At 38.8% G+C, this 23481-nt stretch carries 18 protein-coding genes; 9 read left to right on the top strand and 9 right to left on the bottom strand.

The window, feature by feature from the left end:
- The first annotated feature begins 162 nt into the window (after positions 1-162).
- The 3 genes from secA to H5087_RS16595 all read left to right on the top strand — a co-directional run bounded on the left by secA (position 163) and on the right by H5087_RS16595 (position 4461).
- Positions 163-2871, top strand: coding sequence for a preprotein translocase subunit SecA (gene secA, locus H5087_RS16605; protein ID WP_182672761.1), 2709 nt, complete (start codon positions 163-165; stop codon positions 2869-2871).
- A 68-nt stretch (positions 2872-2939) separates the two neighbouring features.
- The gene (gene mutT / locus H5087_RS16600; protein ID WP_007377262.1) at positions 2940-3338 is read left to right on the top strand and encodes an 8-oxo-dGTP diphosphatase MutT; all 399 of its coding nucleotides are present in this window, start codon (positions 2940-2942) and stop codon (positions 3336-3338) included.
- Positions 3339-3360: 22 nt separating this feature from the next.
- On the top strand, positions 3361-4461 hold the full coding sequence (locus H5087_RS16595; RefSeq protein ID WP_182672760.1) for a phosphotransferase enzyme family protein: 1101 nt from the start codon (positions 3361-3363) through the stop codon (positions 4459-4461).
- Positions 4462-4496: 35 nt separating this feature from the next.
- Here H5087_RS16595 and H5087_RS16590 read toward each other — a convergent pair whose 3' ends face one another.
- The 3 genes from H5087_RS16590 to pmbA form a co-directional block, all read right to left on the bottom strand.
- Positions 4497-6572, bottom strand: coding sequence for a M13 family metallopeptidase (locus tag H5087_RS16590; protein WP_154903909.1), 2076 nt, complete (start codon positions 6570-6572; stop codon positions 4497-4499).
- A gap of 422 nt (positions 6573-6994) precedes the next feature.
- On the bottom strand, positions 6995-7474 hold the full coding sequence (locus H5087_RS16585; protein ID WP_002959934.1) for a DUF721 domain-containing protein: 480 nt from the start codon (positions 7472-7474) through the stop codon (positions 6995-6997).
- Positions 7475-7546: 72 nt separating this feature from the next.
- Positions 7547-8896 carry a metalloprotease PmbA gene (gene pmbA / locus H5087_RS16580; RefSeq protein WP_182672759.1) on the bottom strand — a complete coding sequence of 450 codons (1350 nt, stop codon included), beginning with the start codon at positions 8894-8896 and terminating at the stop codon, positions 7547-7549.
- A 144-nt stretch (positions 8897-9040) separates the two neighbouring features.
- Between pmbA and yjgA the strand changes: the two genes are divergently transcribed.
- Together yjgA and hemN are read left to right on the top strand one after the other, a co-directional pair.
- Positions 9041-9574 carry a ribosome biogenesis factor YjgA gene (gene yjgA / locus H5087_RS16575; protein ID WP_002959930.1) on the top strand — a complete coding sequence of 178 codons (534 nt, stop codon included), beginning with the start codon at positions 9041-9043 and terminating at the stop codon, positions 9572-9574.
- A gap of 123 nt (positions 9575-9697) precedes the next feature.
- A complete protein-coding gene (gene hemN / locus H5087_RS16570) occupies positions 9698-11071 on the top strand; it encodes an oxygen-independent coproporphyrinogen III oxidase (RefSeq protein WP_182672758.1) in 1374 nt (457 codons plus the stop codon).
- A gap of 76 nt (positions 11072-11147) precedes the next feature.
- Here hemN and H5087_RS16565 read toward each other — a convergent pair whose 3' ends face one another.
- From H5087_RS16565 to H5087_RS16555, 3 genes are all read right to left on the bottom strand, one after another.
- Positions 11148-11663 (bottom strand): DUF2489 domain-containing protein, encoded by a 516-nt coding sequence (locus H5087_RS16565; protein WP_002959926.1) that lies wholly within the window; start codon positions 11661-11663, stop codon positions 11148-11150.
- A gap of 12 nt (positions 11664-11675) precedes the next feature.
- The gene (yihI, locus tag H5087_RS16560; protein WP_182672757.1) at positions 11676-12260 is read right to left on the bottom strand and encodes a Der GTPase-activating protein YihI; all 585 of its coding nucleotides are present in this window, start codon (positions 12258-12260) and stop codon (positions 11676-11678) included.
- Positions 12261-13013: 753 nt separating this feature from the next.
- Positions 13014-13646 (bottom strand): cytochrome c, encoded by a 633-nt coding sequence (locus H5087_RS16555; protein ID WP_024596955.1) that lies wholly within the window; start codon positions 13644-13646, stop codon positions 13014-13016.
- A gap of 281 nt (positions 13647-13927) precedes the next feature.
- Here H5087_RS16555 and yihA point away from each other — a divergent pair, with 281 nt between their 5' ends.
- The gene (yihA, locus tag H5087_RS16550) at positions 13928-14596 is read left to right on the top strand and encodes a ribosome biogenesis GTP-binding protein YihA/YsxC (RefSeq protein WP_007377272.1); all 669 of its coding nucleotides are present in this window, start codon (positions 13928-13930) and stop codon (positions 14594-14596) included.
- 9 nt (positions 14597-14605) lie between these two features.
- Here yihA and H5087_RS16545 read toward each other — a convergent pair whose 3' ends face one another.
- The 3 genes from H5087_RS16545 to polA form a co-directional block, all read right to left on the bottom strand.
- Complete coding sequence (locus tag H5087_RS16545) at positions 14606-15124, bottom strand: DUF1285 domain-containing protein (protein WP_154903904.1); 519 nt, start codon at positions 15122-15124, stop codon at positions 14606-14608.
- Positions 15121-15708 (bottom strand): YceI family protein, encoded by a 588-nt coding sequence (locus H5087_RS16540; protein ID WP_182672756.1) that lies wholly within the window; start codon positions 15706-15708, stop codon positions 15121-15123. The genes H5087_RS16545 and H5087_RS16540 overlap by 4 nt, the downstream gene beginning before the upstream one ends.
- Positions 15709-16199: 491 nt before the next feature.
- Positions 16200-18935, bottom strand: coding sequence for a DNA polymerase I (gene polA, locus H5087_RS16535; RefSeq protein WP_182672755.1), 2736 nt, complete (start codon positions 18933-18935; stop codon positions 16200-16202).
- Positions 18936-19460: 525 nt separating this feature from the next.
- Between polA and elbB the strand changes: the two genes are divergently transcribed.
- The 3 genes from elbB to H5087_RS16520 all read left to right on the top strand — a co-directional run bounded on the left by elbB (position 19461) and on the right by H5087_RS16520 (position 23466).
- Positions 19461-20108 (top strand): isoprenoid biosynthesis glyoxalase ElbB, encoded by a 648-nt coding sequence (gene elbB, locus H5087_RS16530; protein ID WP_182672754.1) that lies wholly within the window; start codon positions 19461-19463, stop codon positions 20106-20108.
- A 233-nt stretch (positions 20109-20341) separates the two neighbouring features.
- Positions 20342-20737, top strand: coding sequence for a cytochrome c5 family protein (locus H5087_RS16525; RefSeq protein WP_002959908.1), 396 nt, complete (start codon positions 20342-20344; stop codon positions 20735-20737).
- 164 nt (positions 20738-20901) lie between these two features.
- Complete coding sequence (locus H5087_RS16520; RefSeq protein ID WP_182672753.1) at positions 20902-23466, top strand: diguanylate cyclase domain-containing protein; 2565 nt, start codon at positions 20902-20904, stop codon at positions 23464-23466.
- Positions 23467-23481: the final 15 nt, after the last annotated feature.

Here is a 23481-nt window from a genome sequence, read left to right as displayed (position 1 = left end):
TATAGTAGCGCACGTAATAAACAGTGCTTTTTGAACGGTTTAATACAAAATTGCTAATTAATATGTTCTAAGTGTTACTTAAAAGCACATATTAATTACCAATTGTTAAAAATGGGTTAGCCGATACTCGGCTGACAAAGAATACATTGTAACGGTTTTATCATGATATCTAATTTATTTACCAAGCTTTTTGGTAGTCGCAATGACCGCACTATTAAAAACTTAAGAAAGACGGTCGCGCTAATCAATGCGCTAGAAACGCAACTTGAAGCGCTTTCTGATGAAGATTTAAGAGCTAAAACAGCTGAGTTTAGAGAACGTTACGATAACGGACAAAGCCTTGACGACATTCTACCAGAGGCTTTTGCTGTGGTACGTGAAGCGTCAAAGCGTGTAAATGGCATGCGTCATTTCGACGTGCAGTTATTAGGTGGTATGGTTTTACATCAAGGTCGCATTGCAGAAATGCGTACCGGTGAAGGTAAAACACTTACAGCTACTCTACCAGCTTATCTAAACGGCTTAACAGGCAAAGGTGTTCACGTAATTACCGTGAATGACTACCTTGCTAAACGTGATGCTGAAACCAACCGTGCGTTATTTGAATTTTTAGGCCTTACCGTAGGCTGTAACGTACCTGGTATGATGCCGCAGCAAAAGAAGCTCGCTTATACTGCCGACATTACATACGGTACTAATAACGAATTTGGTTTTGACTACCTTCGTGACAACATGGCTTTTAGCATTGATGAACGAGTTCAACGTCCATTATTTTATGCTGTAGTCGATGAAGTGGATTCAATCTTAATTGATGAAGCACGTACCCCGCTTATTATTTCAGGCCCAGCTGAGGATAGCTCTGAGCTATACACTGAAATAAACACCATCGTTCCTTTACTTGAGCTTCAAGAAAAAGAAGACGAAGAAGGCATTGAAGGTGACGGCGATTACACTATCGATGAAAAATCTAAGCAAGTTCATTTAACAGAACGTGGTCAAATTAAAGTAGAAGAGCTACTTACTGAGCGCGGCTTAATTGAAGAAGGCGATTCGCTTTATTCAGCAGCAAGCATTACGCTACTAAGCCATGTTTATGCCGCCCTTCGTGCTCATAAGCTATACCAAAAAGATGTTGATTACGTTGTAAAAGAAAACGAAGTAATTATTATCGATGAGCATACTGGTCGTTCAATGGAAGGTCGTCGTTGGTCAGAAGGTTTACACCAAGCTGTTGAAGCAAAAGAAGGTGTAAAAATTCAAAACGAGAACCAAACACTTGCCTCTATTACGTTCCAAAACTACTTCCGTTTATACGAAACGTTAGCAGGTATGACAGGTACAGCCGATACTGAAGCATTTGAATTTCAGTCTATTTATGGCCTTGATACTGTTGTTATGCCAACTAATAAGCCGATGATTCGTGATGATCGCGCCGATTTAGTTTACCTAACGCAAGAAGAAAAATACGAAGCTATTTTGATTGATATTAAAGACTGCCAAGACCGTGGACAACCGGTGCTTGTTGGTACTATTTCAATTGAAAGTTCTGAGTATTTATCGCAGTTTTTACGCAAAGAAAAAATTAAGCACAATGTACTTAATGCTAAATTTCATGCGCAAGAAGCTGACATCGTTTCAGATGCTGGCCTACCAGGAACAGTAACAATTGCAACAAACATGGCCGGTCGTGGTACCGATATCGTGTTAGGTGGTAACTGGAACAGTGAAGTTGAAAAACTTGAAAACCCAACTGATGAGCAAATTGCTGAAATTAAAGCAGCTTGGAAAATTCGCCATGATGCAGTAATTGATGCCGGCGGTTTACATATCATTGGTACTGAACGTCACGAATCTCGTCGTATAGACAACCAATTACGTGGTCGTTCTGGTCGTCAAGGTGATGCTGGTTCAAGCCGTTTTTACTTATCGATGGACGATGCGCTAATGCGTATATTTGCCGGTGAGCGCATGACGAACATGATGCGTAAATTAGGCATGCAACGCGGTGAAGCAATTGAACATCCATGGGTTAACCGTGCGATTGAAAATGCACAGCGTAAAGTAGAAGCACGTAACTTTGATGTACGTAAGCAACTACTTGAGTACGATGATGTAGCAAACGATCAACGTCGTGTTGTTTACTCTCAGCGTAACGAACTACTTGAAGAAGGCGATATTTCAGAAACTATTACTGCAATTCGTGGTGACGTACTTAGCAATACAATTGATCAGTACATTGCACCGCAAAGCCTTGCTGAAATGTGGGACATTCCTGGCCTTGAAGAGCGTTTAAAACAAGACTTCTTAATTGAGTTACCTATTACTCAGTGGTTAGCAGATGACAATAAACTATACGAAGAAAAGCTTCGTGAGCGTATTGAGCAGGCGGTTGAGCATTCATACAAGCAAAAAGAAGAGCAAGTTGGCGATTCTGTTTTACGTCAATTCGAAAAAGCGATTATGCTACAGAGTCTTGATCAGCATTGGAAAGATCACCTTGCTGCAATGGATCATTTACGCCAAGGTATTCATTTACGTGGTTACGCGCAAAAGAATCCTAAGCAAGAGTACAAGCGTGAATCGTTTGAGCTGTTCTCCGAAATGCTTGAAAACTTGAAAGTAGATGTTGTAAGCATTCTAAGTAAAGTACAAGTACGCGCAGAAGAAGATGTTGAAAAAGTAGAAGAGCAACACCGTAAAAGTGAAAATGCTCCTCGCGAATACCAACATGAAGAAGCTGAGCACGTAGGTGGCGAAGCGCCAGAAACTGCGACAGTAATGGCTCGTACAGAACCAAAAGTAGGTCGTAATGACCCTTGTCCTTGTAAATCAGGTCAAAAATTCAAACAGTGTTGCGGTAAATTAAAGTAACCCAATATTGTCAGTAGCTTATTAAAAAGCGGCGCTAGCGTCGCTTTTTTTTATGGAGTTTTAAAGTAATGACTATAGAAATTGTACATGTAGCTGTTGGTGTTATTAAGAAAAATAACGCTATATTCATTTGTAAACGTGCAGATGAACAACATCAAGGCGGTTTATGGGAATTTCCTGGTGGTAAAGTTGAAGCTGGAGAAAGTGTGTTTGTTGCACTTAAACGCGAGCTTATTGAAGAAGTTGGACTAACCATTCACAGCTCTAGCCAATTGATGGTGATTGAACATGACTACGGCGATAAATGCGTTAAATTAGATGTACACGTAGTAAGTAACTTTAGCGGTGAAGCACATGGCGCTGAAGGGCAACCTAGCGAATGGGTAGCAATTACTGAATTAGAAAATTATGATTTTCCTGAAGCGAATGCTGAAATTATCGAAAAAATAGTTGCCCGATACGCATAAAAAAAGGGCATAAGTGAGCACAATGAATATCTCAATACAAAATAAGCTAAGCGAACTGTTAGCACTGCCCCCTGAGTTAACTCAAGTTAGTGCGATTGGTAGCGGTCATATAAATAGTACATGGCTACTTACAAGTATTGATAAACAATTTATTGTGCAAAAACTTAATACTGAGGTATTTAAAAACCCTGCTCAGTTAGTGAGTAATGCAAAACTGATTGAGCAGCATTTAAATGCTAAACAACTGCAAAATAATTACCCGCTTGAAATAATCAAACATATAGCTACACAAAACGATGAACACTTAATAAAAATTGATAATGCGTATTATCGCGTCCTTAACTATATTAGTGATAGCTACAGCGAAGACGTTGTTAAAAATACCCAGCAGAGCGAGCAAGCGGCTTACGCCTTTGGCGTATTTGCTCATGCATTACAAGATTTTGATGCGCAACAGCTGCACACTGTAATCCCTGATTTTCATAACTTAGCGATGCGCTTTGAGCAATTAAATACCGCAATCACAAATAACTCTGTAAATAGAGTAAAGCACTGCGCTGACGAAATAGAGTATTGCTTAACGCAGCAGCATTTAATTACTGAGCTTAGTCAGGTAGCTAAACACATACCGCTTAGAGTGTGTCATAACGATACAAAAATAAATAATATGCTGTTTTGTAATACAACTCACAATGCAAAAGCAGTTATTGATTTAGACACCTGCATGGCAGGATTTTGGCTTTATGACTTTGGTGACATGGTACGTACATTTTGCTCCCCCGAAGCCGAGGATTCAACAAATTTACACAACGTTGTTATTCGAAAAGATATATTTTCAGCCATTGTTAAAGGCTATGTAACGCCATTAAAAAGCAGCATGAGTATACTAGAGCAAGAAAGCTTATTATTAGGCGCTAAAATAATGCCGCTTATGTTGAGTGTGCGTTTTTTAACTGATTACTTAAATAACGATGTGTACTTTAAAGTATCTCATGCAGAGCATAATTTAGAGCGAGCACAAAACCAACTCGCGCTTTATAAAAACATACTGAGTAACGAAGAATGGATACACGCGTGCTTAGTCGATGAAAAAATTCAAGATACAAAAAAACCAGTAAGCTAAAAACTTACTGGTTTTTGTTATTTATAGTAATGCAATTACCAGATTTTTACGCGATCTTCTGGTTTGATATACATTTTATCACCTTCTTTTACGTCAAACGCTTCGTAAAACTCAGGCATGTTCGACAAGATACCGATTACACGGTAGTGGCTTGGTGAATGAGGGTCTGTTAATAAACGATTACGTAACTCTTCATCGCGGTAGTTACGACGCCAGATTTGTGACCAACCCATAAAGAAACGTTGATCGCCTGTGTAACCATCTATCACGGGTGCTTTTTTATCACCTAAAGATAGCATATACGCTTTATGCGCAACGGTTAAACCACCTAAGTCACCAATGTTTTCGCCAAGCGTTAGCTCACCATTAACACTTGCATCTTCAAACGGTTTATATTCGTTATACTGTGCAACTAAAGCCGCTGTACGCTCTTCAAATTGCTTAAGGTCAGTCTCACTCCACCAGTTACGTAAGTTACCGTCACCGTCGTATTTAGCACCTTGGTCGTCAAAACCGTGACCCAGCTCATGCCCAATTACCGCGCCAATTGCGCCGTAGTTTACAGCATCATCCGCTTCTAAATTAAAGAATGGTGGTTGTAATATAGCGGCTGGAAATACAATTTCATTGTTTACTGGGTTGTAATACGCATTTACTGTTTGCGGAGTCATGTGCCATTCAGAGCGATCAACTGGTTTACCCAATTTAGCAATCATGTCTGCGTATGCCCATTCGCTATAACGGATGTAATTACCTACTAGCTCGTCTGAGTTAATCTCTAGCTCTGAGTAATCTTTCCACGTGTCTGGGTAACCAATCTTAGGCGTAAATTTGTCTAATTTTTCTTTCGCTGCAAGCTTTGTTTCAGGGCTCATCCACTCAAGATTTTCGATAGCAACGCCATAACCTTTAATTACGTTATCAACTAACTCTTCCATGCGTGCTTTCGCTTCTGGCGGGAAGTTATCTTTAACGTATACCTTACCTAAAATCTCACCAAGTACACTGTTAGATGCATCAACCGCTTGCTTCCAAAGAGGTGCTTGTTCCTCTACGCCACGAAGTGTTGTGCTGTAAAAGTCAAAGTTAAGGTTAACTAAATCTTCGCTAAGTAGCTCTGCATAACCACTTACAAAATGAAATTTTAAGTAGTTTTTCCACGTCGCTAAATCAGTATCTTTGTAAATAGTAGCAAGTGCTTCTAAGTAGCTTGGTTGACGTACAATAATATCACTTGCACTCACACCTGCATCTTTAAAGAATGCAGCTAAATCAAGCTCCCCCATCAACTTGCTTGCGTCTGCTACTGTCATCTTGTTATAAGATTTAGTTGCATCACGGCTTTGCACACGGCTCCACTGAGCATCAGCTAGTGTTTTTTCAAATGCAAGTACGCTCTTGGCAGCTTCTGCTGCATTTTTAACGCCCGATTTTGCTAAAACATCTGTGATGTATTGCTCGTAAGAAGCACGAATTTTAGTGAATTTTTCGTCATCATTTAAGTAATAATCACGATCTGGTAAACCAAGACCCGACTGAGATAAATACAATGCATACTCGCTCGAGTTTTTAGCATCGTTATTTACAAACCAACCAAACGGTAAAGTGCCGCCTTGTTTTTGAATTTTAGCCATTAAACCCACTAAGTCAGCTTTAGATTTAACGCTATCAATCGTATCTAATGACGGTTGTAATGGCGTAATACCTAGCTCATTACGCGCAGATTGATTCATGTAGCTTTTATAAAATGCGCCAATTTTATACTCATCACTGCCTTTTTTAGCGGCCTTATTCGCGGCTGCGTTTTCAAGGGCAATTTTCATCGCTTTTTGTGACTCATCATATAGCTGCGAAAAAGAACCGTAGTTAGACTTATCACCTGGTATTTCAGTTTTTGCTAACCACTGTCCATTTACATGATAATAAAAATCGTCTTGTGCGCGCACTGAACTATCCATATTCGCTAGTTCAATACCAAGCTCTAGTGGCTTTTCAGCGGGTGCTGTTACTACAGGAGTATCGGTTACTTTAGCTTCTTGTTGTTTTTCACCACAACCTACTAGACCAAGTGCAAGCGCTATGCTCGCAGCGGCCATTGTTACTTTGTTCATAATGATTCCGTTTGTTAGTTAGAATTAAATCATACCAATCTGCTTATGTATGGGGTCTATTTAACGTTAAGAAAATTACGCTAGAACTAGGCAAAAGTTTTTGTATCTAGTTGTTCTAAATAAAAAATTTTTAACGACGTTATAGTGCAATTTAATTCGTTAAATTGATCAAAGATTTATGCAGGTTGGTATCACATACCAACTCCATTAAATTCTTGAATATAGCAGGAGTAAAAATAGCACTGCCTGTACGCTTTTACTTAATGGAATGGGTATCAAGGGAGCTTTAAATAATAAAGCACACCACGCAGTATCATAAACCTCATTAGACCAACAATAAAATGGAATATGTAACAAAGTATTTTGAATGCGGTGAGCTGCAAAAATAGCCCTACCAATAACAATATAGTGGGTGGCTAAGGCTAACTTTTATTCTTTCCGTGGAGCGCTAAACGCTCTAGTTTTTCTTTTAATGAAGGGGGGGCAGAAGCCGCTATCGCATTTAAGTAATTAGCGGTTTGCTCACTCATTTTCCGTGAGTTGGTAACTGTAGGGCTGCCCGATTTATTCGCGGTACTTAATCGCTGAGTTGCTTGAGGATTTGCAGTTATTTTTATTTGCCCGAGCTCTGCCATTCCAGCAGCTCTAAAGTGTGAAAGCATATCCATTTTTAAATAATTAAGCCTAAGTGCGATAGGCGCAGATACCGCCTCTATCATTAGCGTGCCGTCTCGGTAATTACTAACTCTGCATTTATCACCCAATTTAGGGCCTAAAAAATCTTTTAATAGTGTTTGCTGTGTATCAAGTGCTTGGCTTTTGCCTGCATAAGCCGATAAACGATTATTTAACCCCGCCATAATATCGGTTAGCGGTTTTGGTGCATATCTATCTTTAGCCATTTTACACCTCGTAAAAACTCACTTAGACCCAGAGATAATACTCTGGGTCTAAGTATACACTGCGTATTAATACTACGCGCCGGCTATTTGCATTTGCTCTATTAGTACTGAGCCTGTTTGAATACCACCACGGCGTTCTATATCACCACCAATGGCAGAAATACCTTTAAACATGTCTTTTAAATTACCAGCAATAGTAATTTCACTTACCGGATATTGAATTTCACCATTCTCAACCCAAAAACCTGCAGCACCACGAGAGTAGTCACCCGTTACGGTATTTACGCCCTGCCCCATTAGCTCTGTAACTAATAAGCCAGTACCCATGGTTTTTAATAGTGCAGTTAAATCGTTATGAGTTTGCTCAACGAGCCAGTTATGTATACCGCCCGCATGCCCTGTTGGGGTCATGTTCATTTTACGCGCAGCATAACTTGCTAATAAATAAGTTTGTAACTCGCCGCCTTGAATTATTTCTCTATCGAATGTTTTAACACCTTCGCTATCAAACGGTGACGATGCCAACCCTTTTAAAATATGTGGGCGCTCAGCAATATTCACACAATTACTAAATACCTGAGTGCCTAAGCTATCAAGTAAAAAACTTGATTTACGATAAAGCGCGCCACCACCAATTGCCGACACCAAGTGACTAAACAATGAATTTGCAATATCTGCTCTAAAAATAACAGGCACTTTCATTGTGCCTAACTTTTGGCTGTTTAATTTAGCTAAGGTTTCAGCTGCCGCTTCAAGACCCACTGCCGCCGCATCACTTAAACCAGCCTGATCGCGAGCAACTGTATAAGCAGAGTCGCGCTGCATGTGTTCGCCATCTTTACCTATTACCATAGTACTAATACTATGACGAGTACGTGGAAAGCCTGCAATTAAACCGTGGCTGTTACCATAAACACGTAATCCCTGATGCGATGAAAAACTCGCACCATCAGAGTTAACAATCCGCTCATCTGCATTTAATGCAGCTTGCTCAGCAGCATGGCAAAGCTCAATGCCTTCCTCAGGACTTACATCCCAAGGATGATATAAATCTAAATCTTTAGGATTAAATTCAAGTAACTCTTTATCAGCAACGCCGTTAAATGGGTCATCAGATGTAAATTTGGCTATATCAATCGCTTTTTCGACTACCGTGCGCAATGTTTTTGGATTTAAATCAGCAGTTGACGCCGAGCCTTTATTATTACCAACATATACACTAATACCTAAGCCGCCGTCTTGGTTGAACTCAATGGTTTCTACTTCACCCATTCGTGTACTAACCGATAAACCAGACGTGCTAGACATCGCAGCTTCTGCAGCTGTAGCGCCTAATTTTTTAGCATGTTCGAGTACTTCTGCTACCGCATCTTTAACTTGCGATATTTGAGAATAAATTGGATCGTTTTGTTGGCTTTTCATAAATTAAGTCCTGAGCCTTAGAGGCATAATGCACGCATTTCTTATATTTAAATGCTAACACACTCAATGCATCACATCAGCTAATATTCCTAAGTATCATATTCATGTATAATGGCAAAAGTTATTTTTATTTAAGAGCACCCCATGGCAAAGAAAAAAGGCAAGCCTGCTGAAATTGAAGAAGAAATTGAATATGTATCAAGAACGGAGCTTAAACGCGAAGCGCAAGAGTTTCATCAGTTAGGTACTGAAATTGCCAAAATGGGTAAAAAACAGCGCGAACGCCTGCCATTAAATGACGATTTAAAAGAAGCGATGGTTGTTGCTGATAAAATAAGTAACAAAAGCGACGCGTACCGCCGCCACTTAAATTACATCGCTAAAACACTGCGTACTGTAGAAAACATTGATGATATTAAAGCGATTATCGATGTGATGCTTAATAAAAATAACCAAGCTGAAGTATTGGTCAAAAAAATTGAGCAATTACGTTCAGATTTAATTGAGCAAGGTGATGACCTTATCAATGAGACTATTGAGCAGTTTCCATCTCTTGATCGTCAACAGATGCGCCAATTAGTTCGTAATGCAGCAAAAGAAGCGAAAGCTGAAAAGCCAGGTAAAGGTTATAAAGAATTATTTCAATACCTTAAAGATGCTCATACTATTACGTATTAATTAGGTTGTCTTAAGTTATATTTTATTAAAAAAGGTGCTTCGGCACCTTTTTTGTTGTAGATCAAACCGCCTTCCTGAGTACTTTTTTATAATCCCTCCTAAATAAATACTTAGGTGCGCGTGATGATTAAACTTCCACAATGGGATGAAACCCTAATAAACAAATATAATGTGTCTGGTCCGCGTTATACCTCTTATCCCACGGCTTTATCACTGCGTGACGGATATCAGCAACAAGACCTACTAAGCGCTATAGAATCGTCAACAAGTCGCTCTCTTTCTTTATATATTCACATCCCGTTTTGTAGTCAGCTTTGCTACTACTGTGGCTGTAATAAAATAATTACCCGTCATCAATCTAAGGCAGATACGTATCTCGACTTTTTAGCAAAAGAAATTACTGCCCAAGCGCCTTTATTTAAAAGCTACACGGTTGAGCAATTACATTTAGGTGGCGGTACTCCCACCTTTTTAACCGCAAAACAAATGACCCGTTTAATTAAGCTTTTAGAACAACACTTTAATTTTACACGCACGACAGAGCGCGGCATTGAAATAGACCCACGCTCACTTGCCGATAATATGCTTGTTGATTTAAGGATGCTTGGCTTTAACCGCATCTCGTTTGGGATTCAAGACTTTAACGATGACGTGCAACTTGCTGTTAATCGCCCACAAAATGCAGATACCGTTAAGCAATTAATTACACAAGCTCGCGAGCTGGGATTTCAATCTATTAATGCAGATATGATTTACGGGCTTCCTCTGCAAACACCACAAAGCTTTAAACAAACTATAGAGCAACTCATTAAGCTAAGCCCTGACAGAGTATCAGTGTTTAACTACGCGCATTTACCAGAGCGCTTTGCTGCACAGCGTAAGATTAAAGATGCAGATTTACCCAGTGCTCATAATAAGCTCACCATGTTTAAAAATACGCTGGAGCAGATGACGCAAGCAGGCTATCAATTTATTGGTATGGACCATTTTGCAAAAACTGATAATGAACTAGCTGTTGCGCAAAATGAAGGCAAGTTACATCGTAACTTTCAAGGTTATACAACCCATGGAAATTGTGATTTATTAGGTTTAGGCGTGTCATCAATTTCACAAATTGGCACCGCCATTTTACAAAATCAAAAAGAATTAAAACATTATTACCACAGCGTAGAAACACAAAGCGGCAGTGCTCTTAATAAAGGAATGCACTTAACACATGATGATGTAACTCGTGCTGATGCAATTAAACAGCTCATTTGCCAATTTGAATTAGATATACAAGGCTTTAGTGAAAAACACGCGCTTATATTTAATGACTACTTTGAGGATGCATTAGTAGCGCTGGCGCCACTTATAAAAGATGAACTAGTCACTATAATTGATAATAAAATTAGCGTAACACCACGCGGGAACTTATTCATTCGTATTATTTGTATGTGCTTCGATGCTCACTTACAAAAACAAATTAACGCAACGCGCTTTTCAAGGGTGATTTAGCCTGAACTCTGGATAATAAATACATCGGCACAAAAAAAGCAGACCTAGGTCTGCTTTTTGTATTTAAGTTGTAGCTTTAATTAAAAACGACTTTATCGCTACCTGGAGCGGCTTTAAACTCGATGATAATTTTAGCGCAATCCGCTTTAACTTCATCTTTAAGTGTTTTTTCAGCTTGCCAGCGAGCCTTATCTAGCTTAAAAATCTCTTTTTTAGAGTATTTTTTACGTGCATCGTGCGTCGGCATTTCTTTAACTACCTGATACATTTTATAAATACCAGGATACTGCGTCGTTAAATCACGCTCGCTTTCAAAGGCATACTGAGACATAAGTACCCAAATACGTAAACAGCCTTCAGAAAACTCACACTGCTCTTCATTCATTGCACGTGCGATTAAATGAATACTATCGGCTAGTTTTGCGTTTCGCTTTAAACGCGACTTTTCAAGCTTTTGCTTTTGTTCAGCCTGCGTTTTAGCAATTAACTTTTTTTGCGCATTTAACTTATACAGCAACTGACCCGCATAAAATGCCAAACCAGCTATGATAGCAGCGCCTAAAAGTAAGGCTAAAATTACCGAGGTACTCATTATTTATCCTTACTATTTGTCGTCTTCATCTAACCATTCGTTGGCTAAATCATCAGATAAGTATTGATCGAAATCAGAACTGCCTTGGCTTTCAAGGTCATCTTCAAACTCGTCTTCGTCCTCATCTTCAATACCAAGAATTTCACATAACGCCTGATGACGGGCAATGCGACTATTAAAGTACTTAGCATCTTTACCTGTTAGCATTTCACCTTTTTCATGACGCTCTACTAATTTAAGTAAACGTTCATCATTCTCAAGTGCTTCTAGCTCTTGTTCAGGTGTAAATTCAGGCTCGATTACTTTTTTCAGCTCAATAGTTGGCTTTAAGTTGCGTTTCATTTCAACTTTAGGCTCCGGCGCGGTTGCGATTAACGGCACAGGCTTTTTACTGCCTACACGCTTATCTTTAGGCGCGTGATTACTATTTTGGCTTTCGCTATCTAGTAAATCTGGCGCATTACGAGAACCGGGCTTTGCGCCTTTGGTTTTTTTAACTCGCTGCTCTTTTAATGCGCGCATTTCTTTAAGCTTATCTTGGCTTAAACGAACAGGTCCGTTTGCTGGGCTTTTGCGTGACTTTTTAGTTCTACTCATATCTTGATCATCTCACTTAAGAGGTTTTGAGCGAAGCGCAAATTAATGGGCATCGCAGTGCTGGCCTAGCCAGAAGAATTCAGTTTGCGCTATAGAGGTTGGGTTTCTCATTTAAAAGCGCCTTAGCTAATTAATCGCTAATTTTAAACGGTGGGTATTGTAACAGGACAAATAAAAAGGCGGTAGAGAAAACATCTCTACCGCCTGCTAATCTGAGCGCCATTATCTGGACACTTCTCCCTTCGACTTTTTTTAGTCTTTATTATTTTTATTATTATCAGTCCGTATTGTTATTATTTTTACGTTCCTTGTTACATTCCATTTTGTTTTTGTTATTAAACTTCCATGAGTATTTTATTATTTTCGGTCATCCTGACACTTTTTTATTATTTCCTTTAGTAGCACCAATCTTGTGCTATGTAGTCATGCCGCGCCACTTTCCTTATAGCTTGTTTCCGTTTTGTTATTGTTCTTTTGCGACAGTGGTTAATTTACTCGTTAATGATTTTGTTACAACTGGTTTATATAACTTTTATTATACTTATTACATTTTAAAACAAAATAAACAATAAAATACAATAGGTTAATGATGAATAAGAAATAAAAAGAAGACTTTTCTCACACTCACGCATGGTCAATGTCTTACATTTAAACGGGTGATATCGTTAATTTTGCACACAAAAAAAGCAGCCCGGGCTGCTTTTTGTAAAACATTGTAGTGTATTTATTATTAATTGCTAAATAAATACGACTTTAGTGTAAACCACCTAAGTACTGAGAAAGTACTTCAATATCTTTATCTGTTAATTTCTTCGCTATATCGCCCATCATGCCATTTAAGTCATTGTGACGAGTTCCATCACGGAATTTTTCAAGTTGAGACTTGATATATCCAGGATGCTGAAAAGAAATTTTTGGAAATTTAGCAAGTGATGAACCGTTACCACGTGGACCATGACATGCTGCACATGAAGGAATCCCACGCTCCGCATCGCCTGCTTTAAAGAGCATTTCGCCAACTTCAACAACATCTTTAGGTGTAGCACCTTCAGTCATGTTCATTGAAGAAAAATAAGCAGCTAGATCTTTCATGTCTTGCTCGCTAAGTGGCATAGCCATAGCGCTCATTACTGGATCCATACGCCCTTCTTTGCCGCCTGACGTCATACCTAATTTTAAATCCTGAAGTTGCTTAAGGATATAATCTGGATGTTGACCTGCAATTTTAGGGTAAATATTAACCGGCGCATTACCGTCTGGGCCGTGACAAGCCGCACACGTTGCTGATTTTTCTTTACCTGCGTTTACATCGCCATCAAATGCTGTTGCGTTGCTTGCTGACAACGCACCAAGCAATATTGTTAAAGATAGTGCTATTTTTTTCATGGTGAATTCTCTGTTTCCGACCCTGTATCATCTACAATCGTGATGTTGTAATACATATATTCTACACGATAATAAATTCTCTGGCACGTTTTCTACACATATTAAGCTTATAATTTACAGGGTTTTGACTTAGATTAAGCTTTAACATGTTTTAAATGTACCATAGGTGCTGTTTTTAGGTGGTTAAATACGCTTTTTAATACATCCTTTATAGTATAAAATACGCGCCCTGAGTGAATTTGGTTTACTCAATGTTATTTTTTTAAGTTTTAGGAGAGCCTGTGCTCAAATCTCGTATCAAATATAATACTGCGTCTTTCGTAACAAGCGCTCCCGACATTACTAAATTACCTGCTGATACGGGAATTGAAGTTGCGTTTGCCGGTCGCTCCAATGCAGGTAAGTCGAGTGCATTAAATGCATTAACCGATCAGAAGCTAGCACGTACAAGTAAAACACCTGGACGTACTCAGCTAATCAATACATTCGATTTAGCGGATGTTGACGATATGCGCCTTATCGATTTACCAGGCTATGGCTTTGCTAAAGTACCAATCGAAATGAAAAAGAAATGGCAAAAGTCGTTAGGTGAATATCTGCAAAAGCGTCAAAGCTTAAAAGGTATTGTTATTTTAATGGATATTCGTCATCCATTAAAAGATTTAGACCGTGATTTAATTAACTGGGCAATTGGTAGTGAAATTCCAGTATTGGCACTATTAACTAAAGCCGACAAACTAAAGCAAGGCCCTCGTAAATCACAAGTACTGCAAGTTCGCCGTGAATTAAGCACGCTTGATGGGGATATTACAGTTCATGCGTTTTCATCATTAAAGGGCACCGGTTTACCAGAAGTAGCTAAAAAGCTAGATGAATGGTTTTTAGGCCCTGTTATTGCTGTACCACCTACCGATGAAACAATCACTGACGAAACAAACCCAGAGGCTTAAACGCTGGCGTTACGATAAATAAAACTGCTTTCCTGCAGATTTAATAAAATAGCCGAGCTTATCAGACTCGGCTTTTTCAGCCCACTGATAAAATACACTGCGTGAAACTCGCGCACTACAACCATACGGTAGCTTTAAATAAGGCACCTTTGAACCTTTGTAGTCTTTTATATACAAAGGCTGCTGAGCGCTCACTAGCCACTGCCTAGCTAAATTATCAATACAACACAACACTTGCCCTTGCGCTGTATTTTCAAAACGCCAATCAACAATAATAAACGGCGCATCTTCAACCGTTATTGTTATTTTTTCGACAGGGGTTTTTAAATAAAATTGCTCACCTTCTTTACACAATACAGAAGCAAACAGCTTCACCATGGCTGGGCGTGTTATTTCGCTGCCATCGTAAAACCATTTCCCTTCATTATTAATAACAATTGGCAGCTTCCCACAATGGTTAGGCTGCCAACTATCAAAAGGTTTGCTTGGCTCGCTTAATCGCTTACTAAGCTCACTTAAAGAAATCACTGTTTTTTAAGTGTAATTGCAAATGTAACAGGCACAGCTGTGGCAATTGAAGGCAAGCCCGCTAACTCTTGCAGCTTTTTAACGCCTTCGGTTACACCAAAATCATCACTATTAATAATAATAGGTGTTAATGATGATACCGTTAAATCACCACTTTGCGTGCTGTTAACGAGTACATCAATTGCCAATGGTTTTTTATTACCATGAAAATCAAGCTCAGCTTTAATACCCTTCAATACATATTGACCAGGCTTTTTGATATTACTTAGCTCTTTAGTTAAATTTGCAGTTAAAACAGCATTAGGGAATTTAGCCGCTTCGAATAAAAATATAGCTAAACGCTCATTACGAATAGGGATTAGAGTTTCGGCTGATGTTAAATCAACATTAACGCTAAACTCACCTTTATCAGAAAGCATACCTTCAAGGTTAGTAAAATGGTGAGCTTCAGCAATCGAATCTTTTTTAATTGAAACAAAGCTTAGTTGGCTTTTATCATTCACTAGCTGCCAATTAGCCTGAGCAACATTAGAAATAACTAAACTTGATAAAGAAAAACCTGCAATAGCTAATGCTTTAAACATAACGCACTCCTTAGTAATAAAATGAAAAGAATAAAAATGATAGCACTTCGATGGTATCACCTGCGATGTACCCAAACCACCTCGAAGTGACGAATGAACAATACAATTGGTATAGCGCAAAAAAAGAATTAATTAGATAGGATTTTTAGGCATAAAACAAAAAACGGCCCACCAAACAAGTTGGTAGGCCGGTATAGCAAACTGGGGAGAAGCTATCAATTTGTTGCACCCTTTCAGATGCATCATCAACAGGATGTCCTACAGGATAGGACAGGCGGGACTTTAGCAAAAGCACGCATTAAAATACAATCATATTCCTGTAAAATAGCTCGAATTGACGAACATATAACTATTTAATACAAATAGTTGCTTAAATTAACCTTATTTTAACTAAAGCTTGCATATAGCTAATTAAATAGCTGTGATTCGCCATTTTTATTAAACATAAAAAAAGCGCCAAAAGGCGCTTTAATTAAAATGCTCAAATTGCATTAATGGGCTTGTTCCCAGTTGTCACCTTCGTCGGCTTCAACAATAAGCGGCACATCAAGCGCTGCAGCTTGCGACATCAGCTCACAAATATGCTTTGTGTATTCTGGTGCGCAGTCTGTTTTAATTTCAAATACCAATTCATCGTGTACTTGCATAAGTAACTTAATCGTATTTGGCGCTTGTTCGTGTACCCAGCGGTTAACGCTCAGCATTGCCTTTTTAATAATATCAGCAGCAGTACCTTGCATTGGCGCATTAATAGCAGCACGTTCGGCTCCTTTTCTGCGCGCCCCATTACGTGCGTTTATTTCTGGCAAATGTAGGCGGCGACCAAATATTGTTTCAACATAGCCATTTTCAGCCGCTTTTTCACGTGTTGTTTCCATGTACTCTAATACACCTGGAAAACGCTCAAAGTACTTATCTATGTAATGCTGCGCTTCATGGCGTGGCACATCTAGTTGACGTGCTAAACCAAATGCAGACATACCGTAAATTAAGCCAAAATTTACTGCTTTTGCCTTGCGGCGCATATCGGTAGTTACATCATCAAGCTCTACACCAAATACTTCAGCGGCAGTTGCACTGTGTACATCTAAGCCGTTAGCAAATGCATTTAATAAACCTTTGTCTTGTGAAAGATGCGCCATAATACGCAGCTCAATTTGGCTGTAATCGGCAGCAACAATTTTATAACCATCTGCAGCTATAAACGCTTCACGAATTCGACGCCCTTCTTCTGAACGAATAGGAATATTTTGTAAATTAGGATCGGTTGAACTCAAGCGCCCCGTTGCTGTAATTGCCTGATGATAAGACGTATGTACACGCTGGGTTTTCTCATTCACCATTAATGGTAATTTATCAGTGTAAGTTGATTTAAGCTTTGATAAACCACGATGCTCTATAATTACTTTAGGTAGTGGATAATCATGAGCAAGCTCTTGCAATACTTCTTCTGCGGTAGAAGGTGCACCTTTAGGTGTTTTTTTGATAATAGGCAGCCCAAGCTTTTCAAACAACAGTACTTGTAGTTGCTTAGGAGAGCTTAAATTAAATGGTTCGCCTGCTATTTCAAATGCTTCTTTTTCAAGCTCAATTAAACGCTCGCCTAATCGTTGGCTGTGTGCTGCAAGCATATTGCTATCTATTGCAACGCCGGTTCGTTCAATATCAGAAATCACACTAACAAGTGGCATTTCTATATCTTCGAATACAGATTTTAACTTTCCATCAGCCGCTATTTTTGGCCAAAGCACTTCATGTAGGCGTAAAGTAATATCGGCATCTTCTGCAGCGTAAGGCGCAGCTTTTTCAAGTTCAATTTGGTTGAAGGTAAGTTGCTTTTTACCTTTGCCAGCAATATCTTCAAAGCTAATATTTTTATGACCTAGATATTTAAGTGCTAGCGAGTCCATATCGTGGCGTGTACCCACACTATTAAATACGTATGACTCAAGCATGGTGTCAAACTTAATACCGTTTAGCGCAAAACCTGCATTCGCTAATACACTTTTGTCGTATTTAAGGTTTTGCCCTACTTTAGCTTTGTTTTCATCGGCCAAAATTGGACCTAGCTTTTGCATTACAAATTCAAGACTTAGTTGCTCAGGCGCACCCGGGTAGTCATGCGCTAGAGGTAAATACACAGCTTCACCCGCTTTTACGGCAAAACTCATACCCACTAATTGCGCTTTCATATAATCAAGGCTGGTAGTTTCTGTATCAAATGCAAATAACTCGGCACTATTTAATTGCTCTATTAACGTATCAAATTGCGCTTGCGTTAAAATAGTTTCGTAATGAGCGTCTTCTACTTTTGGTAATTCAGTCGCTTCGGTAGGTACCGCTAGGTGTGTTTCTGCATCTTTAGGATTATCAAGTAACTCAGCTAACCAACGACGGAATTCGCACTCACCATATAATGCAATTAATTCGTCTTTGTTAGGCTCTTGAAGTTTGAATGTATCAAGGTCAGATTCCACTTCAACATCGCACTTAATTGTCGCAAGTTCGTAGCTCAAAGGAAGATGATCAAGCGCAATTGCTAACTTTTCACCTATTTTACCTTTAATCTCACTGGCATGATCCATCACACCTTGAAGAGAGCCATATTTTTCTAACCATTTAACCGCAGTTTTAGGTCCACAACCTTCAACACCTGGGATATTATCGACCTTATCGCCCATTAGTGCCAAGTAATCGATAATAAGCTCGGGGCCTACACCAAACTTTTCAACTACGGTAACAGGATCTGAAATACTGTCGGTCATCGTGTTTATTAATGTAACGTGTTCATTTACAAGTTGCGCCATATCTTTATCACCAGTGGAGACAAGGACATGCCGTTTTTGCTCAGTTGCAATGCGTGCAAATGTGCCAATAACATCATCAGCTTCAACGCCTTCGATACTAATTAGCGGAAAACCCATCGCTTTGATAATGCTATGTATTGGTGCTATTTGCGTACGTAAGTCATCCGGCATCGGCGGGCGATTTGCCTTATATTCGCTATACATATCGTTACGGAACGTTTTGCCTTTAGCGTCAAATATAACCACCATGTGTGAGGGATCATATTGTCTGATCAAGCTTTTAAGCATGTTGATCACGCCATAAATAGCGCCCGTAGCCTCACCTTTAGAATTAGTTAAATGCGGCGGAGAATGATAAGCACGAAATAAATATGACGAGCCATCAACTAAAATAAGTGGGTTTTCGGGGATCTGAGCCATGGTGAATTTGGATCCTAAATGCAAAAAATTAAGGGAATTATAAGCATGCCATAAGGTAGTAAATAAAACGACTGTGAATTACTGTTTATCGTGTTATTAAAACTAGAGCAAGCTGTGGATAAGTGTGTAGATAACAGCCACGAGCTATTCTTCCAAAGCATTATAAAATGCCTAGAAAATGCTTTAACTGTATGTTTTAATTTAAAAAAGATAATACGAGGTTCTTTTTTTATTATTTTAAACCAATGTGGAAAAAGGTTTTCTAACGACTACTTCTGTTGTTATTCACTTTGATTATTCGCGTCCATTTAAATAACCGGAGGAGTATTCTAGCACAATGGATCGAAGATCATAGCGATCCTTTATAATTTTTTTTAAAGGCAAAGTGATCGCAAATGGCATAAACCGCAAAACGACTTGCACTGCGAATGATTTTTGTACTAAAAATTTATTTTCGCGAGAAATTTTGAGCATGTTAAACTTCATCCGATCGACTTATAAAAAAGACTTTAGGGGCACAAAAGCATGAAAAACGTAGCAGTAATATTAGCAGGGTCTGGTGTGTACGATGGTAGTGAAATTAATGAAGCAATTTTAACTTTATTACATATAGCCAAAAATGGCGCAACGTATCAGTGTTTTGCACCAGATATTGAACAACTTCATACCATTAACCATTTAACAGGTGAAGTAATGCCTGATAAACGCAATGTATTAACAGAAGCTGCTCGCATTGCACGAGGTGACATTAAATCGCTGATTGAACTAGACGTGACTCAGTTTGACGCATTAATTGTACCTGGCGGTTTCGGTGCTGCAAAAAACTTATGCGATTTTGCACTTAAAGGCGCAAAAGCAAATATCAATCAGGACGTCCTTAATGCTTGTAAATCATTTGCAAAAGCAAATAAGCCTGCAGGTTATATGTGTATTGCACCCGCATTGATCCCATTTATTTACGATAACGCCGCACTTACTATTGGTAACGATGTAGAGACAGCACAAGCGCTAAGCACATTAGGCGCTAAACATATAGATTGTGCGGTTGACGGTGTAGTTATCGATGAACCAAATAAGTTAGTTACCACCCCTGCTTACATGTTGGCAGAATCGATTCTTGAAGCCGACGCAGGGATCGCAAAACTAGTTAGTAGCGTATTATCAATAAATTGATTTTGATCTTAGGATCTAAAAAGTTAATTGTATGACTGATTACGCTTATTAAATTGCTTAACAAAAAGCAGTAAATAATTAAATTTTATTGCGTTAACGCAAAAAGTAGTCAGTTTTATTAATAAAAACGGCTCTTAGCATTTTATAAATTGGCTCAGAGAGTTATAATCGGTTTAATTTCCGTCATCTTTAATCGTGATTGATCACGTTCAAATCGAAGTGAGCAAGGCAAAATGAAAAAATTAACAGCTGCAGCATTATTATTGCTAGCAACCACTGCATACGCACAGCCATATGATAACTCTATGACTGAAGATGCAATTAAAGCACGTCTCGCGCCGGTTGGTGCTGTATACCTTGAAGGCGATAAAGCTGCAGTTGCAGCGGCGCCTACAGGTCCTCGTTCTGGTGAGCAAGTATATCAAGGTGCATGTTTTGCATGTCACGGCACTGGTGCACTAGGCGCGCCTAAATCGGCTGACGATTGGGCTCCACGTATTGCTAAAGGTAAAGATACTTTACTTGAGCATGCGCTAAATGGCTTTAATGCTATGCCTCCAAAAGGCACGTGTATGGATTGTTCTGATGATGAGATTAGTGCTGCTATCGACTTTATGACATCTAAATAAGCTCGATTGAAATATACAAAAAAGGTTTACTTCTGTAAGCCTTTTTTAATGCCTAAAATAGTGTATCTAGCTACTGCTTTAGTAGGAATATCAACTTGACGATAAGCACTAAAAGTGAAAGTATAAGGCTAATAACTATACAATAAAAATAGCCGGTTAGATCATTGGAAGATAAACTATCAGTATCGAGTAAATTGGCGTATCAAAATAAACGCCTTAGAGCGCTTCTCGAAAAATACAAACAATCACATCACTTACAAAGTGCCCTGATCCAATTATCAGAGCAGGCAAGTACTGTGGCCGAGCTAACCCTGCTATACCCCGCCATCCATGACATTTTACAAAAGTACGTACCTAGTAAAAGTTTTTATGTGGTGCTGCTAAATCAATACAGTCAATCACTAGAACTTTCTTACTTTTCAGATGAAAAAGATGGTATTGCCGTCGCCCTTAACCAATCAAATAGCTTTGATGAAGGCGCCACGGGTTATGTATTTAAACAGGGTAAAACCACATGTTTTACCAAGCAGCAAATGCAAGATGCTGCAGCAGAAGGTTTATTTAAAGCATTAGGCACTCCTGCCGAACATTGGGTAGGCGTACCGGTTTACCAAGAACATAACATTATCGGTGTATTAGCAGCTCAAAGTTACGATACAAAACAAGGCTATAGCTCACAGCAAATACAATTACTTGAGTTTATGTCGCTTTATTTGGCAACTGCAATAGAGCGTGTAAAAAAACGAGAACTCCTTGAGTCAGAAGTTAAAATTCGCACCCGCGCACTCACTCAAAGTAACGAGGCACTAAACCTTGAAATAGAGCAGCGTAAACACGCACTTCAACGCCAGCAAATTCTATTTAAAATATCTGAGATAGCAACACAAGCTAAAAACCTTGATGACGCTTATTTTAAAATACACGAAATAATAAAAACAATTACCTACGCAGAAAACTTATATATTGCACTTTATGATAAAGAAACAGGGTGGATTAGTTTTCCATATTGTGTAGATGAATTTAAAGAAAATACACAGCCAAGACGATTTGCTAAAGGTTATAGTGAACTGGTAATAAGCACCGAAGAAACACAACTAATACACCCATGTAGAGCAAAAGAATTAATAGAAAGCGGTGTGGTACAACGTTCAGCACCTGTACCAAAAGAGCAAATGGCCACTAGCTGGTTAGGCGCTCCACTTAAAACAGCTCAAGGTGTTATCGGCCTTATTGTTTGCCAAGCCTACGATAACAAACATATTTTCAGCCGAGATGATTGCGAGTTAATTACCTTTGTATCGCATCAAATTGCAGCTGTTTTACAAACAAAGCTCGTCAATCAAGCAATTGCAAAAAGCCATCAAGAACTCGAATTTAGAGTAAACGAAAAAACCAAAGAATTGCGTCAAACTAATCTGCACCTACAAATGCAAATAGATGAGCGAAAAAAAATAGAGCAGCAGCTTTATCATGATGCACATCACGATTCACTAACGAGCTTGCCTAATCGTAGTCTATTTTTAACTCAGCTCGAAAAAACGCTACAACATTATCAACGTTTTCCTGAGCACCACTTTGCTGTTTTGTTTATCGATTTAGATAAATTTAAAGATATTAACGATCAGCTTGGCCACCATGCAGGCGATCAATTTTTAATTAACGTGAGTGAGTTATTTGCCCAATGTATACGCGAGCATGATTTACTAGCACGTTTAGGCGGGGATGAATTTGTTATTTTATTAACGCACTTAACTGAGCCTCAACAAGCAGAAGATGTTGCAAATCGTATTATAGATTTAATGAAAAAACCCTTTTATCTCAAAGGTGAGTCTTTACAAAGTGGCGCAAGTATAGGGATAACCTACTCAAAGAAAAGCTATACGCATACAGATGAAATTATTCGTGATGCCGATGCCGCCATGTATCACGCCAAAAACTCAGGAAAAAATCGTTACGAGTTATTTCATCCGCTATTAACGCAATCAATACCTGCGCAGACTCTAAAAGCACAACATCACCTTGATATATTACCTATGAGTTTTAGAAGCTCAGAAATAATTACTCTTGATGAGCAACATCAGTCTGAATCTTTATTTGAAGCATTTGGTGAACACCCAATACTTGGCTTTACTAGCTTTGATATTTTGAAAAAGTTTGCATCAGATAAAGAGCAGCATCTGCAAGTAGAGTTACAACTATTACAACGCGCCTATGCACAAGCAATTACTGCAAATGTAGCTATGGCATTGGTTCCTTGCTCTGGTTTGCTACTTGAGGAACACGAATTTGTTTTATTTACAGATACGCTAAATAAACAACAAGGACAAAGCCAGCTCTGTTTGCTATTTGATGAGCAAGAAATTCGCCACGCATGTGCAACGCAAATAAAAAACCTCAAAACGCTATCACAACTTGGTTATTCAATTGGTTTAAACAATTTTGCTAAAGACAGGTGCGAACTTAATTTACTAACCGATATTAATTTTGATTATTTACTACTTAGCTCGACCTTTAGTAAACGTGTTTTACAACAAGAAAGTTACGATTTTCAGCTACAGGGCGTGCTTGCAATTACAAAGCTCAAAGCAATGAAGGTCATTGCTAAAGGCCCTTCAATACTTAATTTTAGAGCTTTATTAGATAAACACGGTTTGGCATTTTTTGTAGGTAAACAACACGCTTTAGTATGCTCTGAGTTACCTGAAGTGCAAGCAACTCAGTCTCTATAAAGTTAGCCTGAGGTA

The sequence above is a fragment of the Pseudoalteromonas sp. SR43-7 genome (genome assembly GCF_014163785.1).
Lineage (GTDB): Bacteria > Pseudomonadota > Gammaproteobacteria > Enterobacterales > Alteromonadaceae > Pseudoalteromonas > Pseudoalteromonas distincta.
This window is presented reverse-complemented; position numbering and strand designations above follow the sequence as displayed.